General features: G+C 62.0%; 13 protein-coding genes. 1 reads left to right on the top strand and 12 read right to left on the bottom strand.

From position 1 onward, the window contains the following. Positions 1-53: 53 nt before the first annotated feature. From DXD39_RS06350 to DXD39_RS06325, 6 genes are all read right to left on the bottom strand, one after another. Positions 54-1,460 (bottom strand): polysaccharide deacetylase family protein, encoded by a 1,407-nt coding sequence (locus DXD39_RS06350; RefSeq protein WP_233502635.1) that lies wholly within the window; start codon positions 1,458-1,460, stop codon positions 54-56. A 72-nt stretch (positions 1,461-1,532) separates the two neighbouring features. Further along, positions 1,533-2,288 (bottom strand): PRC-barrel domain containing protein, encoded by a 756-nt coding sequence (locus DXD39_RS06345; protein WP_117803514.1) that lies wholly within the window; start codon positions 2,286-2,288, stop codon positions 1,533-1,535. After that, positions 2,288-2,677 (bottom strand): YtxH domain-containing protein, encoded by a 390-nt coding sequence (locus DXD39_RS06340; protein WP_117803579.1) that lies wholly within the window; start codon positions 2,675-2,677, stop codon positions 2,288-2,290. Before DXD39_RS06340 ends, DXD39_RS06345 begins: the two co-directional genes overlap by 1 nt. A 136-nt stretch (positions 2,678-2,813) precedes the next feature. Then, complete coding sequence (locus DXD39_RS06335; protein WP_233541127.1) at positions 2,814-3,653, bottom strand: hypothetical protein; 840 nt, start codon at positions 3,651-3,653, stop codon at positions 2,814-2,816. Between the two features lie 24 nt (positions 3,654-3,677). After that, positions 3,678-5,051 carry a hemolysin family protein gene (locus DXD39_RS06330; protein ID WP_117803513.1) on the bottom strand — a complete coding sequence of 458 codons (1,374 nt, stop codon included), beginning with the start codon at positions 5,049-5,051 and terminating at the stop codon, positions 3,678-3,680. 110 nt (positions 5,052-5,161) lie between these two features. Beyond that, the gene (locus tag DXD39_RS06325; RefSeq protein WP_199572137.1) at positions 5,162-5,845 is read right to left on the bottom strand and encodes a hemolysin III family protein; all 684 of its coding nucleotides are present in this window, start codon (positions 5,843-5,845) and stop codon (positions 5,162-5,164) included. Positions 5,846-6,031: 186 nt separating this feature from the next. On the opposite strand from DXD39_RS06325, the gene DXD39_RS06320 reads away from it, so the two are divergent. Further along, on the top strand, positions 6,032-6,997 hold the full coding sequence (locus DXD39_RS06320; protein WP_117803512.1) for an alpha/beta hydrolase: 966 nt from the start codon (positions 6,032-6,034) through the stop codon (positions 6,995-6,997). A 251-nt stretch (positions 6,998-7,248) separates the two neighbouring features. Here DXD39_RS06320 and DXD39_RS06315 read toward each other — a convergent pair whose 3' ends face one another. The 6 genes from DXD39_RS06315 to DXD39_RS06290 all read right to left on the bottom strand — a co-directional run bounded on the left by DXD39_RS06315 (position 7,249) and on the right by DXD39_RS06290 (position 15,627). After that, positions 7,249-8,454 (bottom strand): DUF362 domain-containing protein, encoded by a 1,206-nt coding sequence (locus DXD39_RS06315; protein ID WP_117803511.1) that lies wholly within the window; start codon positions 8,452-8,454, stop codon positions 7,249-7,251. 201 nt (positions 8,455-8,655) lie between these two features. Continuing rightward, positions 8,656-11,322: an ABC transporter permease gene (locus DXD39_RS06310; RefSeq protein ID WP_117803510.1), complete on the bottom strand. Its 2,667-nt coding sequence runs from the start codon at positions 11,320-11,322 to the stop codon at positions 8,656-8,658. Positions 11,323-11,330: 8 nt separating this feature from the next. Beyond that, positions 11,331-12,044, bottom strand: a complete 714-nt coding sequence (locus DXD39_RS06305; RefSeq protein ID WP_117803509.1) for an ABC transporter ATP-binding protein — start codon at positions 12,042-12,044, stop codon at positions 11,331-11,333. A gap of 255 nt (positions 12,045-12,299) precedes the next feature. Further along, positions 12,300-13,505: an ABC transporter permease gene (locus tag DXD39_RS06300; RefSeq protein WP_117803508.1), complete on the bottom strand. Its 1,206-nt coding sequence runs from the start codon at positions 13,503-13,505 to the stop codon at positions 12,300-12,302. Further along, complete coding sequence (locus DXD39_RS06295) at positions 13,492-14,679, bottom strand: ABC transporter permease (RefSeq protein ID WP_117803507.1); 1,188 nt, start codon at positions 14,677-14,679, stop codon at positions 13,492-13,494. The genes DXD39_RS06300 and DXD39_RS06295 overlap by 14 nt, the downstream gene beginning before the upstream one ends. A 9-nt stretch (positions 14,680-14,688) precedes the next feature. Continuing rightward, positions 14,689-15,627: an ABC transporter ATP-binding protein gene (locus tag DXD39_RS06290; RefSeq protein ID WP_055251488.1), complete on the bottom strand. Its 939-nt coding sequence runs from the start codon at positions 15,625-15,627 to the stop codon at positions 14,689-14,691. Positions 15,628-15,649 lie beyond the last annotated feature (22 nt).

Here is a 15,649-nt window from a genome sequence, read left to right as displayed (position 1 = left end):
TGACGTATCCGTGACATAGCCCTTGGGGACGTTCTTAAACGACTACCCAATGACTACTCTGTGGTGTCATCGTCCTCGGCAAGTTGGGGGAACACGGCGTCCTTGGGCATGGTGACCTTCGTCAGCGAGGTGAGCTTTTTGCTGAGCGATGTGTCCGTCTTGACCAGGTCGCTGAGCGTCACGATCTTGTATCCGTCGGCGACAAGACCGTCGATAATCTGCGGCAGCGCCTCGAGCGTCTGCTCGGCGCATTCGTCTCTATCGGTGAGCAGCACGATATTGCCCGGCGTCACCGAATCGAGCACCGTTGAGACCTGCTCGTCGGCACCGTTGAGCAGCCAGTCGCCCGAGTCAATATTCCACGAGACCACGGCGGAGACCAGGTCCATCGCATCAATCCAGTTTTGCTCGTCAAAGGCAGCGTAGGGAGCACGCAGCAGCATCGTCTTCACGCCGGTCGCCGACTTAATCGCATCGGTGCCTTTCGTGATCTGTTCGCGTACCGTCTCACGGTCCTGACCCTTGAGCGAATCGTCGCTGTAGCTGTTGGATCCGATCTCGCACCCGGCATCGACAATCGCTTTGGCAGTAGCGGGCGAGGCTTCCGCGGCATCGCCCGAAAGGAAGAACGTCGCGGTAACGCCCTTTTCCTTGAGCACCTGCAAGATCTGTTTGGTGGCGCCGCTCGGACCCTCGTCAAACGTCAGCGCCACGTACTTTTTGTTGCCCTTGGGCGCCACGCTGGCGCACGCAACGACGCAATCGGTGGCGGGCACAACCTCGCCGCGGTCCTGCGTCTTGCCCGACTGCTCACCAACCCACACCTCGGAGCGGCCCTGGACACCCCATGTCTGCACATACTCGATAGCGCCCGTGCCCTCGACCTTGAGCTTGGGCTCGATAACCGTAGCCTGAACCTCGTGCTTCTCGTAGGTGTTACGGCCATCCTTGACCGTCACCTTCTCGCCGCCCTCAAGTTCGCGGCTATCCCATTTGCCCTGTTTTATGCGCTTGCCGTCCACCTTAACCGACAGCTTTTCGCCGCCATGGCGCTTGAGCACGCTGTCATCGACGGCCAGCAGGTCGCCTGCGTCGTAGGTATCGGTCAACTCCTGGTCGTCGATGAGATTCTGCAGCGTAGAGCCCACGCGCACCGCGGTCTTTTGCCCGTTAAGTTCCACGTCCACGCTGCGGTTGACGTAGCCCACGACGGCAGCGATAAACAGCACGAGCGCACAGCCCACGGCAATGAGCGCATAGGGCAGACGGGACGGTCGGCGCGGCGAGCGCCCGTTGCCGATGCGCGCGCTGCGGTCGCTAAACCCGCGGCTATGGTTGAGGTACATCGCGCCGGGCTTACGGCGGCGACGGCGCTGACCGCTGGGCAGCTGCCCCAGGTCGCGGCGCGCCGTCGGACGCGCACCCGAACGCCCGTTTAAGTTGGATCCGTTTTGGCGCATGTGCCCTCCCCCATAAACACAGCAAGCCGGAGCAACAGGTCTCCGGCTTGCCTCCCATCATTTGGTACGTCGCTATTTTGTAGCTTTTGACGAGCCCCCGCTCGCCTTTTGATATTCGTCCTTAAAGGCCTTGAACATACCGCGCGTCTTGCCGAGCTGCTTGCCCAGTGCGCGGCTGCCTTTGTCCACGGCGACCGATCCCTTGTCATCGAGCACCTTGGCGCCCTTCTTGACCTTATCGCCCACCACGACACTGGCCTCGGCAGCCTTGGCGGCCGCGCCGCCCGAATACCCGAGCGTCTTGACCTCGTCCGAGACAATCATCGCGCCGTTCTCGTAGCCGCGCAGCATCGTCGGCGGCACCTGCGTGTCGCCCACCAGCACACTCGAAGCGGCACCGGCGGTCACGTAGAACATCTGCACAATACCCGAGCGCGGCTTGAACTCAACGTCCGAGCAGTAGCCCACGACATCGCCCGATTCCGTGCGCACGTCCATGCCAACCCAGATGATGCAATCGTCCAGGTTGATATCGAGGCGCTTGGCCGCGGCGGCATCGTAGGTGCCCTTGACGTCCTCGACCGCGACAGCACCCTCATAGACGCCGATGGCATCGAGCGCCACAAAGCGGTCGGGACGCTCGATCATACCCGCGATATCGGACTGGCGGACCATAAAGCCCACCACGCGCGTGCCGCCCGGGGTAAAGACGGGAAAGTGAATCTTGCCGAGCTTTTTAGGGCTGCGCGGCGTGCCGTCCTTTTTGGTGCGCTTGTCTTCGGCAGGCTTACGATAAACCTTGACGCCGACAAAATCCCCTGCGCGCATTATGCCTCGGTCGAGGGCTCCGTGGCCTCGGTGTCGGCCTCGGCGACGTTCTCGACCACGACGTCGGCAGCGGGCGTCACGTTGCCGCCCGAGATGGCATCGTTGAGCTGCTCGCGAAGCTGGTCCATGCGCTCGCGGGCCAGGTCGACCTTGGCGCGCAGGTCATCGGTCTTGGCGTCGACCATCGGACCAAAGTCGTTGACCGCGGCACGAGCCTCCTCGGCACCGTGCTCGTAGGTGTCACGCATGTTGTCCCAGGCATCGTTGGCGATATCGGCGGCCATGGCGCGGGTCTCGGCACCCGAGCGCGGGGCCAGAGCAACGCCGATGATAGCGCCGGCAGCAGCACCAAAGAGCGCACCGGAGACAAAGCTGAAAGTCTTTCCCATGATCATTCCTCTCCTGCGGGCACCTCGATGCCCACCGTTTGAATGCTGTCCATTATACCCGCAGCGCAACACTTGCCGTCGCGCTCATCTGCGTACGGTAAAAGCGCAGGTACATGATGGTGATAAGCGAGTGAGCCTACTCCTGAGGCGCAGCCGGCATGGCGACCGTGGCGGCCGGATCCTCGCCGGCGCCATCGACGAGCGGCAGGTTGCCCTCGTGCGCCGAGCCGGACGGAGCCGTTGCCGCACCGCCAAAGACGGCCGCGGGGGCCTCGTGGTTCTCGGCGACCGCACCCTCGGTATCGATTGCCTCCTGCGGCTCGTCGTCAAAGCTCGGGACACCTTGGGGCTCCGCAGACTCGGGCTCAGCAGGCGCGTCGGCAACGGGCTCGGCGTCGGCGTCGGCCTCGGCAGGAGCGTCGCCCTCGGGCGCATCCTCGGCCACGTCCTCGCCGTTCGCAGCGGCAACGGCCTCGTGCGGGTCCTTGCCCTCGGCCTCGGCACGCATGCCCAGCACCAGGTTGCGCAGGCCCGCGACCGTGCCGTCCACATCGGGGGCGGGCTGGTCGGCGTGCAGATAGGCCCAATCCATCATAAAGGTGGCCGAAGACAGCGCGCCGATAGCCAGCGCGTCGTCGGGGCACGAAAGCTCAACCTCAAAGACGCGCTCGTCGTGCTCGCTTACGCGCGTGCGGCCGCACGAGATGCTGCCGGCAAGACCGGTCTCGTTCATGAGCTCGACCGTCACGTGCTCCAGCAGGTGGCAAAGCTCGGTCTGGCCCATGCAGTCCTGGAACTCGCGGCCGGAATCGCCCAGGCACAGGTGCTTGGCAATCGCGGGCACCAGGTAGTACACGCGCGCCGTGGCCTCGATATCCTCCGAGGTCATGAGCGGCATGCCGGGGTTCACCAGCACGTGCGCGCAAATCTTGTCCTCGCTGACGGTGACCTTAAGGATGTTGAACAGGCCTGCCATAACTCTCCCCTACTCGTCCTTGCCCTACTCGTCGCCGTCGTGCGGGTCCGCAGAGCCCGCACCCGACGCCGCCGGCTTCTCTGCCGAGGACTCGGAATCCTTCTTATCGGTTTCGGCCGGAGCGATCACGCGAATGAGCGAGATGCGCTGGCCACGCATCGACTGCACCTTGAACTTGTACCCCGCGACCTCAAACACCTCTCCGATGTCGGGCACCGAGTCGCAAAGCTCCAAAATCCAGCCGGCGATAGTCTCATAATCATCGCTTTCCTCGAGCGGCCAACCAAGCTCAATCGCGTCATCGCACGAAAAACGCCCATCGACAAGCCACTCGCGGCGCGAAAGGCGTGTGAGGTACTTGTTGTCGGGGTCGAACTCGTCCTCGATCTCGCCGACGATCTCCTCGACGATATCTTCGATGGTGATGATGCCGGCCGTGCCGCCGTACTCGTCCACGACGACCACAATCTGGTCGTGCGAAGTCTGCATCTCGGACAGCAGCGGCAGGATGTCCTTGGTGTCGGGCACAAAGGTGGCATCGCGCAAAAAGTCGGCAATGGGCTGGTCGCCCTTGCCGTCGAGCGCGGGCTGGATCAGGTCCTTGATGTGCGCGATGCCCGCGACGTTGTCGGGGTCCTCGTGATAGACGGGGATGCGACTGAAGCCGGTCTGGCGCATGGTGGACAGCACGTCGGCGACTGTCTCGTCGTCCTCGCACATGGTGGTGTCCACGCGCGGCACCATGACCTCGCGAGCCACGGTGTCGCCCAGGTCGAAGATCTCGTGGATCATGCGCTTTTCCTCGTCGAGCAGGTCGTCCTGCTCCGAGACCATGTACTTGATCTCTTCTTCCGAGACGTTCTGACGGTCGTCGGCGCTCTTGATGCGCAGGATGCGGGCCAGGCCGTCGGAGCAGGCACCGGTCAGCCACACGAGCGGGCGGGCGATCTTTTGGAACACGGAAAGCGGTCCCACGACCTGCTTGGATACGCCCTCGGCGTTTGCGAGGCCGATGCGCTTGGGCACAAGCTCGCCGATCACGATGGACACAAAGGCGACCGCGACGGTGATGATGACCGGCGCCAGGCCGCGCGCGATGGCGGAAAGCGGCGCGATGCCAAAGCTCATGAGCCATGTGGCGAGCGGGTCGGACAGGCTCGTCGAGGCGACGGCGGACGAGGCGAAGCCCACGAGCGTGATGGCGACCTGAATGGTGGCGAGCAGCTGGTCGGAATCGGCAGCCAGCTTAATGGCACGCTCGGCGCGCTTGTCGCCTTCCTCGGCCTCATGCTCCAGCACGGCGCGCTTGGCCGTGGTGAGCGCCATCTCGGACATAGAGAAGTAGCCGTTGATGAGGGTCAAAACGAGGGTGGTGATAAGGGAGATGGTTATGTCCATCGGGAGTTTCTCGAACCTCCAAGATTCGGGACGTCAGGTCAAAACGTTGATGACGGATACGGCAATTGCACCGGCGCCCAAACGAGGACGCGGGCGCGCAGGCGCGGTCGCTAGATTACGAAGAGAATCACCGCCATGAACTGGAAGATGCTGCCGGCGAGCACCCACAAGTGAAACACACTGTGCAGGTAACGCACGTTTTTGGCGATGTAGAACGGCACGCCCACGGTGTAGCACACGCCGCCGACAGCGAGCAGAGCAAGTGCCACGGGGTTGAGCAGCGACACGAGCTCGGGCAGCTTAAAGACGACGAGCCAGCCCATCAGCAGGTAGACCAGGCCGCTTACCCAGTGCGGCTGGCGCTCGCGCATAAAGCATTCGAGGGCAATGCCGATAATGGCGATGGCCCATACGGCAAAGAACAGCGCAGGGCCGCCGTCGTTTGCGAGCGTGATGAGGCAAAACGGCGTATAGCTACCGGCAATGAGCAGGTAGATGCAGCTGTGGTCGATGATGCGAAACACGCGCTTGGCGCGCGCGGGCTGAATCGCGTGGTAGAGCGTAGAGGCTAGGTATTCGAGGATAATGCTGACACCATAGACAATCGCCGCGGCCATGTGGGCCGGGCCTCCGCCGCGCAAGGCAGCGAATACGATCAGGAGCACCAGGCCCGCGATACCCAGCAGGCAGCCGACACCATGGGTGACGGAGTTCATGATCTCCTCGCCCACCGTGTAGTGTGGAACGGCCGCGGTCTTGGGTCGCGGCTTAGAACTGTCGCTCGAATCGGACATGCCGGTTACATCCTCCAACGTAAAGAGTTCTCAACACTATATCAAAGCGTCTGGGTGCGTGCGAAATTTGCACCATACGTGACCCTTTGTTTACCCATTCTTTGCCTGTTGACGCATCAACGGTGAACGTCCATAATGCGCTTGCATTAAATGTTGATGTATTAACATCTTATAGGAAAGCTTCTTATGTCTCAAAACGCACGTTCCCATCGAAAGCTTAAGGTAGCCGGTGTTGTTGCGCTGGTGCTCGTTGTCGCGCTGCTGGGGTTTGCCGGCAACTTCTTGTTCGACTTTGCCCTGAATCCCCAAGCGCCCTACACCATGAAGATGATGCAGGACGGCAAGGACGGCAAAAAGGGCGAGCAGATGGATGCCGAGGCAGTCGAGGCGCGGGCATGGTTTATAGAAAACCGCGAGAGTAGCAGCCTCACCGCAGATGACGGAACCGAACTTGCCGCCTGGTATTTTGCCGCCCCAGAGAGCACGCACAATTACGCTATCTGCCTACACGGATACACCGATGAGCCCATCGGTATGGCCCGATACGCCAAGAGATTCCACGACCGCGGCATGAACGTGCTCGCACCTGCCGCCCGCGCCCACGAGCGTTCCGGCGGTGACTACATCGGCATGGGCTGGCCCGAGCGACTCGATGCCGTCGCGTGGATCGGGCGGATCGTTGCGGCCGATCCCAAGGCGCGCATCCTGGTCTTTGGCGAGTCGATGGGCGCGGCGACGGCCATGAATGTCGCGGGGGAATCTCTGCCCGCAAATGTGAAATGCATTATCGAGGACTGCGGCTACACGAGCGTCTGGGACGAGTTTTCTCTGCAGCTCAAGGACGTGTTCGGCCTGCCCAGCTTTCCCTTGCTCGATGTAGCAAACTTGGTGTGCAACGTGCGCGCGGGCTACGACTTCCATAAGGCAAGCAGCGTGGATCAACTCAAACGTGCAACAGTTCCCATGCTTTTTATCCACGGTGACCAAGACACCTTTGTACCGTACAGCATGCTCGACCAAAACTACGAGGCGTGCGCCAGCAAGGTTAAACAGAAGCTCACTATCCACGGCGCCACCCACGCCAAGAGCGCGCAAGTCGACCCCGAGCTCTACTGGAAGACGGTCGACGACTTCCTCGGAAAGAATTTTTAGGCAAAAAGCAACGTCCGGGGCTTTATCTGACCCCCTATTTTCGGAAGTATGCGGCAAAATCTGGAACTGCCGACCAGACCGCAGTTTTATCAACAATTTATCAGGGGTTTTGTTGCCAAAAAACGTCGTGTGCTCGGCGGTCTCGAAATTTGCCGCATACTTCCGGAAATCCGCCCGCGAGCGCTGTGCTCGCGGGCGGCTTTTGCTCGACTTACGCCACAGAGGCGCTTGTTTTGTCCAATAGCTAGGTGTTACTTGACCTCGATGAGCTCATACTTGCTCGTGCCCAGGCCGATCTTCTCGGCATGCGCGATGCAGGAGCGCCAGTCGGTGTCGGGGTGCGTGATGCAGAAGGGGTCCTTAGCCTGCTCGCCCTTCAAATGCTCGTGATTGTGCTCCATTTTGGCCGCGCTGTCGGTAAGCACGGTGTTGGGCAGCGGCTCGGATGCCAGGACGGCATCGGCACAGGCCTGATCGATGGCGACCGGGTCGAAGCTCGCGAACATGCCGATATCGTTGACGATAGGCGTGTCGTTTTCGGGATGGCAGTCGCAGTTGGGGCTGATATCCATGGCAAGCGAGATGTGGAAGCTCGGGCGGCCGTCGACGACGGCTTTGGTGTACTCGGCGATCTTGTAGTTGAGTACGTCGGCCGCGGCATCATAGTCGGGCTTGATGCAGTCCTGGTTGCACGCCGCAATGCAGCGTCCGCAGCCCACGCAGCGATCGTGGTCGATAGCGGCAACGTGAACCGTACGGGTTTTGCCGTTGGCAAGCTCGCGCTCACGCGTACCGTCAAACGTGATGGCGCTGTGCGCGCATATCTTCTCGCAGGCACGGCAGCCAACGCAGTTGGTGGTATCGACGCTCGGCTTGCCAGCGGCGTGCTGCTCCATCTTGCCGGCACGGCTACCGCCGCCCATACCCAGGTTCTTCATGGCACCGCCAAAGCCGGCCTGCTCATGGCCCTTAAAGTGGGTGAGGCTGATCACGATGTCGGCATCCATGAGCGCCTGACCGATCTTGGCCTCGCGCACGTACTCGCCACCCTCGACCGGGACGAGCGCCTCGTCGGTACCTTTGAGACCGTCGGCGATGATGATCTGGCAGCCCGTGGCATACGGGGTAAAGCCGTTCTGGTAGGCGGTATCGATGTGCTCGAGCGCATTTTTGCGGCTGCCCACATAGAGCGTGTTGCAGTCGGTGAGGAAGGGCTTGCCGCCCAGCTCCTTCACCACGTCGGCGACGGCGCGGGCGTAGTTTGGGCGCAAAAAGCTCAGGTTGCCCAGCTCGCCAAAGTGAATCTTGATGGCGACAAACTTGTTCTCAAAGTCGATCTGCTCAATGCCGGCGCGGCGAATGAGGCGCTTGAGTTTGTCGAGCTGGCTCTCGCGAGCATGCGTGCGCAGGTTGGTGAAGTACACCTTTGCCGGTGCTGCGGGTGCGGTTGCGGTCATAGATATATCCCCTCGGTCTATATGGCGTTACAGACATAGAGGATGGTACCCGTTGAAGTGGGGTTGAAGTCAAGCGCAACGCCGAGTCGCTAGGCACTCATTGGGGACAGACTTAAATGAGTGCTTGCCGCCCGGCCAGCGAGCCGGCGATCCGGCAAAGACTGTCCCCAACGACTAGTCGTTTAAGAACGTCCCCAATGACTACTCCTGCACCTTGAGGGCTTCGGCCAGGCTGACGCGCTTGATAGAGCGCGTGTGTAGCAGCGCCACGACCAGGTAGGTCGCAAAGCCGATGCCGACGCATGCAGCCATGGACCAAGCGGGCACGTAGATCTCGATATTGCCGTTGTAGGCGAGCAGCATCGAGCGAAAAATCGCGGTCAGCGAACCAATGATCACGGGCAGGCTCAGCACGAGTGACACCGCCACGCACAGCGTGATCGAGCGGATGTACAGATGCGAGATCTCGCCATCGCGATAGCCAAAGACCTTCATGTAGCTGATCGACCGGGCGCTATGGTCGATAACAGCCTTGGTCAGCAGATACATAAACAGCAGGAAGATAAACACCGCGAGCCCGACCATCATGCCGATCAATTTGCTCATCATGCCGATGAACTGGTCGCCCACGGCGCGCATGTCGTCGGGCGTGGTGTCGCCGGCAAAGTAGCGCGCATCGAGGTCGAGCTTCTCGTCGCTCACATAGCCGTTAAAGTAGGCGGCGTCGTTGCCGAACAGCTCGTTAAAGTCGTCGATGCTCATATAGACATTCATATCCGACTTAGAGCCCCAAACGCAGTCCTTGCCCGCGTACTTAAAGGAATGATTCTCGCCTTCATACTTGTCGCTGAGCGTGACCTTCTGACCCTCGCTCCAGCCAAACTTATCGAGCAGACCGCCGCCAAAGACGACGCGCCCATCGCCGACGTTGAGGTCTTTCCAATAACGCGAATCGGATGAAATACCGTAGACGGAAATCGTCTCCTCGCCATTACCATCGCCGCGGTCGCATTGCAGCTGGTAGACGGCATATTTCTCGGCCTGCGCGATTGCGCCCGCGCCGTTGTCGGTCGAATTGACCGGGTGGATATCGTCGTTGTCAGTGTCGATCTTAGAGGCCTTGTCGATCAGGTCGATAGCCTCGTCGCGGTTGCAGCCGAGGGCATCGGCAAGGTCATCGAGGCGCGCATAAAGCACATCTTTCTTGTCCTGGACCTTGGCAAGCGCATCCTGCGCTGCGGTCAGGCTCTCGGCAGACGGAGATGCGGTCGCGGCATCGGCTGCCGTCTGCGCCGCATCGGCCGCGCCGTCAAGCTCGTCATCGGCATCCTGGGCGGCAGAAAGCAGCGCGCCGTCAACCGACTGCAAGCGCTCGAGTGCCGACCACTGCTCGCGCTCCTCGGTAGTGCCCTCGAGCTCCAGCGGCGCCTTGAGTGTGTACTGATGCTCGGCGACCAGGCTCGTCTCGAGGTTGTCGGCGTAGTGCGTCATCGTGGGCAAAATCGCCAGGCCAAAGAGCAGCAGCAGCGAGGCGAATGCAATGCCCACGAAGAGCGTGGCGAAGTTGCCCAGGTTGCGCAGGAAGACGCGCAGGCGGAAGCGCGAGACAAAGCCCATGCACTCCGGCAGCTGCAGGCCGCGCTTGGTGCCCGATTTGCCGCTCGCCTCGTGACGAAGGAACTGCAACGGCGTCTTGCCCATCTTGCGAAGCAGGCCCACCAGCGTGATGAGGATGAGCGCAGCGGCGGGGACCACGGCACACTTCACGAAGATCTCCCAGCTCCAGTACACCTGGAAGGGCGGCAGGCTGTACGAGCCGTAGTAGAGACCGCGCATGGGCTCGGTAAAGAACGCAACGCCGAGCGCGGTTCCCAAAAGTGCCGCGAGCACGCCCACGATGGCGGGAAGTGCCAGGTAATGCAGCACGATCTCGCGACGGCGATAGCCGCTGGCGAGCAGCGTGCCGATAATGGCGCTCTCCTCCTCGATGGTGGCGTCGGTAAGGACCACAAAGACAAACGCCATGATCACGATGATAATGTCGAGCAGCGTCATCCACATCATGGAGTCGCCGTCGACGTCGTCGCGCGCATAGCCAATGCCCTGATTGGAATCGGCATCGATCAGATCGTCCACGCGCGCATCGGCATCGGCCAGCGCCTCGACCATATCCTGCTCCGTATCGATGCGATCCGCGGTGGGGAGGTCGCGATCGGTAAAGGTAAAGGAGTAGGTGTAGGCAGGCGCGCCGCCGGCGTCCTCAAGCGCGGCAAAGCCGGCGTCGGTGACCTCGGCCACGCCGTACGTGATGGTGTTCACCGTAAAGTCCGAATTGTCGAGGAACAACGCCTGGCTATCGGGCTGGGTCATGATGCCGCAGATGGTGTAGGTGCGGCCCTCAAGCTCGACCTTATCGCCCACGGCGAGGTCGTTGTTGGTGGCGAAGACACGGTCGATTGCCACCTCATCGTCCGTCTTGGGCTGCCTGCCTTCGCAGTAGGACGCAATGTCAACCTTGGAGCGATGCGCGTAGGTGCGCAGGGTGCGCTTGGTGCCGTCGTCGCCAGCCGCCTTTTTGATGATGGCGTCGATAGAGAAGTTCTTGTAGAACGTAACGCCGCCGACGTCGCCGGCTGCATCCTCGGCGGCCTTGAGCTGGTCTTTGGTAGCCTCGAAGGAGGTGGTCACGCGGCCGTCCTCGATCGTGTACTCGTCGCGCATGTCGTCGATGAGGCAGCCGATGGAATGCGCCGCGAGCAAAAAGCCCGAGGTAAGGGCGATGCTTCCGCACATAAGCAAAAAGATGCCCAGGTACTTGCCGATATTGCGGCGCAGCTCGCGCGGGAGACGTTTTGCGAGAGGTGTCATGGCGCCGCCTACCAATCGAGCTCGGCGGCCGCGACGGGTGACTCGTTGAGCTCATCCTCGACGATGCGGCCGTCGCGCAGGCGCAGCACGCGGTTGGCCATGCGGGCGATGGCGGCGTTGTGGGTGACGATGATGATGGTGCAGCCGTAGGTGCGGTTAACATCCTCCATGAGCTGCAAGATTTCCTTGGATGTCTTGTAGTCAAGCGCGCCGGTGGGCTCGTCGCACAGCAGCAGGCCCGGGTTTTTGACGAGTGCGCGGCCGATGGCGCAACGCTGCTGTTGGCCGCCCGAGACCTGGCGCGGGAACTTGTTGCGGTGCTCGTAGAGGCCCAGCGAACGCAGCAGGTCGTCGACATTGAGCGGGTTTTTGGACAGGTGCGCCGTGACCTCGATGTTCTCCTTGATGGTGAGATCGGGCACCAGGTTGTAGAACTGGAAGACAAAACCCAGCTCACGGCGGCGATACTCGCCCAGATCGGTAGGTTTGAGCACCGTGAGGTCGCAGCCGTCCACCATGATGGAGCCACCGTCGGCATCCTCCAGGCCGCCGATCAGGTTGAGAAAGGTCGACTTGCCCGAGCCCGAGGGCCCCAGCATGACGCAGATCTCGCCGCGGTTGATGGACGTGTCGATGCCATCGAGTACCGTCAGGCGCGCATCACCGTCGCCGTAGTGTTTCTTGAGCCCTTTGACCTGGACATAGGCTTGCTTTGTCGCCATGTTATCCCCCGTTGTTAGCCTTCTGCTACTTTTCTAGGGTAATAGTAAACCTGGGCGAACTATTTTTAAGCGACGTGCGCGACTTTTTTCCAACCTACTCATTGGGGACAGACTTAAATGAGTGAAATCGCTCATTTAAGTCTGTCCCCAATGAGTGCCGGCAGGAAAGGAGCGTCCCCAAGTGCCGACATATTGGGACAGTCCCTGCCAGCCCTGCCGGCGAATCGGCAAAGACTGTCCCCAATGACTAGGTGGCTAGGCGTGGGATTTGGCGTGTGCGAGGGCTAGGCCTACGGCGGCGATGGCGGCGGCGAAGAGCACGGTGACGCCCAGGTCACAGACGATGTCGCCCAACACGGCAGACGTCAGGTCCGAGGCAAGCGCCTTGCCGATTGCGTCGTTCACCCAATACGTCGGCACAAAGTGCGCCACCGTCTGCACGGCCGAGCCCATGAGCGACAGCGGCATCCAGGCGCCGCCCAAAAACGTCATGAGCATGCCGAGCAGGTTGCCCACACCGTTGAGCAGCTCCTCGCGCGCGCCCAGGCTCGACAGCGTAAAGCCAACGGCCAGCGGCGTGCACGCCAGGGCAAACGTTGCCGCCAGCGCCAGGCACACGCGGCCCACGCCGACCTCGGCAACCGCGCCGGCAAAGCCCACGACGCCCATCATGCTCGACACAAGCCAGATGCAAACGGTGAGCACGGCGGCGGCCGCGAACACAGCGAGCGAACGCTGGCGCTCAGAGACCGGGCTGGCATCCATGCGGCGCACGCGCTCGGGCTCGTTCATGCCCGAAAACACCAGTCCCACCGACACGATGACCGACGAGATGATCGCGTACGCGCCAAAGTTGAAGTACGACTCGAGCGTGGTAGCAGCAGTCGAGTCGACCTTGACCTGCTCGATCTGGACCTCCGCGCGCTTTGCGGCCGCGTGCTCGGCGGCCCTTACGACGTCACCGTTGGAGGCAGCGGGTTCAAGCGCCGCCGCAGCGCCCGCGAGCGAGATCCAGCGCGAGGCCTCGGCGGACGAAAGCGCCGCCGCCATGGTGCCGGAACCATAGGTCACGTCGAGCTTGGGCAGGGCCTCCCCCGCACGGGCGGCTGCAACAAGATCGTCCTCAAACCCCTCCGGGATAAAGAACACGCAATCGGCACTGCCCTTGGCGCTGTTGCTCTTGGAGAGCGCGTCGGCAAGGTCGTATGTGTCGTCGCCGACGCCCGTGACCAGGTCAAAGCGTGAGCCCAGGTGCTTGGTAAGCGCCCGCGAAAGGTCGCTATTGTCGCGGTCGACCACGATCACGTTGGTGTCGTAGGGCTTGTACTCGGTAAGCTGCGACGAGTTCCAGCTCACCGAAGCCGCGATGAATACGCCCATGAGCGAGATGAACACCGTATAGATGAGCAGGTAGAACGGGTGCGCCAGCGCCATGCGAAGCGCGGTCTTAAAGGTGCTCATAGCGGCTCCTTCCAAAGATCAGCGTAGCGGCGGCGACAAACACCAGGGCCATCAGGACGAGCGCGCCGGCGCGAACAGCGAAGGGCCCCAGGTCCTCAAAGAAATACAGGCGATTGAACATGTCGCAGATGAGCTTGACGGGGTTGAGCCAGCACTCGACCGGACAAGCGCGGGCGACGTCATCGGCAAGCGCCATCGCCGGCTCGCCGTAGAGGCCGGCGAACAGGGCGCACGTGGTGGCAAAGCCCGTGAGGATGCCCGACTTGGATGCCTTGCCGCCCTTAACGGGAAGCGTGCCCACAAAAAGCCCCAGGCCCGTGGCGGCAAGCGCGGATGCAGCCCCGCCCAGCAGGCACAACCCCTCGCGCCCGCCAAAGTCGACGCCCACGACCAGGCGCACGTAGCCGATCGCAACCGCCATCGATGCAAAGGAAACCAGCCACGAGCCGACAAAAATGCCGGCCAGCGACGCCGTCTTGGAAAGACCGCCCACGCAGCGGCGCGCGCCGAGGCCGGACAGATTGGGCTGCAAATCGACGACGCTCAAAGCGGCAAACTCGGCAGACATCATCGCGACCAGGCCAAAGAGCGCGTAGTAGTAAATGACCGTGCCATCGGGCGTGGCACGAGTCAGGCTCACGCGGCGGGTTCCGCCCTCGAGCGACAGAGCGCGCGCAACCGCCTCCGGGTCGGCAAGGGCGGCCGGGTTGTCTTGGGCAATCTGGGACATGAGCTCGGCATTTTGCGTATACGAGCTTGCCACCGTCTCAAGGATGCTGCGGTCGGTAAGCACCGTCGACGCACGCGAGCTGTCATAGCTCGAAAGCAGCGTGAGCCTGGGCGTGCCCGCGGCATCAACCGTATAGATGCCCGCGACCTCGCCGGCCTTGAGCGCTTTGCGCGCGGCAGCCAAGTCTTCGTACTCGCTCACATCGAGCAGCTGATCGTCGCCTGCCTTGGCAAGCGAAGCTGCCACATCCTTAAAGGTCGAGGCATCCCAGGCCTCGTCCGCCACGACGGCAACCGGCACCGGGTCGACCGTGCCGTCGGAGCTGAGGTTCGCAAACATAAACATGAACATCGTGGAAAGCGCGATAGGAAAGAGAGCGCCCCAGACCCACGTGCTCGGCCGGCGCAGCAGCGTCTTGACCGTGGTGATGATGGTGTTGAACATGGCCGCCCCCTAGTCGCGCAGCTCGCGGCCGGTGATCTCGAGGAATACGTCGTTGAGGGTCGGCGGTTCGGAATAGATGCGGCCGAGCGGCACGTCATGCGAGCGCAGCGCATCGAGAATGTCCGTCAGGTTGTGCGGGCTCGCTTCGCACGAAAACGTGAGTTGTCCCGCCGTTGCCGAAAGGTCCAGAACGTGCGGCAGGCTTGCGACGGCACCGAGCGCCGCACTCGGAACCTCGCCGACCTCGATTACAATCTTCTCGCCCATCTGAATCATGCGCTTGAGCTCGTCGTTAGTGCCCTGCGCCAGCACGCGCCCACCGTCCATGATCATGATGCGGCTGCAGATCTGCTCGACTTCCTCCATGTAATGGCTGGTATACACCACCGTGGCGCCCTCGTCGCGCAGGCGGCAGATGCCCTCCAGGATGGCGTTGCGGCTTTGCGGGTCGACCGCCACCGTGGGTTCGTCAAAAAAGATGAGCTCGGGCTTGTGCGCGATGCCGCAGGCAATGTTGAGACGACGCGCCAGGCCGCCCGAGAGCTTGCCGGGGCGGAACTTGGTAAAGTCGCCCAGGCCGACAAAGTCGATCGCCTCGTCCACCAGCGCGCGGCGGCGCTTGCGGTCGTTGACGTAGAGACTGCAGAAATAGTCGATGTTCTCGCGCACGGTGAGCTCGTCGAACACCGCCACCTGCTGAGGCACCACACCGATGCGGCGCTTGAGGTCGTAGCGGGCGGGCGTCATGCGCTCGCCGAACAGCTCGATGGTGCCTTTGTCGTAGGCGAGCAGCTGCAGGATGCAGTTGATGGACGTGGTCTTGCCCGAGCCGTTGGGGCCCAGCAGGCCAAAGATCTCGCCGGGGGCGATACTCAGGTTAAAGTGGTCGAGCGCAATAAGGTCGTCGTAGCGCTTAACGAGGTTTTCGACGTGGACGATGTCTGTCATGAGGCGGCCCTTCTGTTGCTTG

The sequence above is a fragment of the Collinsella sp. TM04-29 genome, assembly GCF_003466565.1.
GTDB lineage: Bacteria > Actinomycetota > Coriobacteriia > Coriobacteriales > Coriobacteriaceae > Collinsella.
The sequence above is the reverse complement of the archived record's forward strand: the minus strand, read 5'-3'. Positions and strand labels throughout refer to the sequence as shown.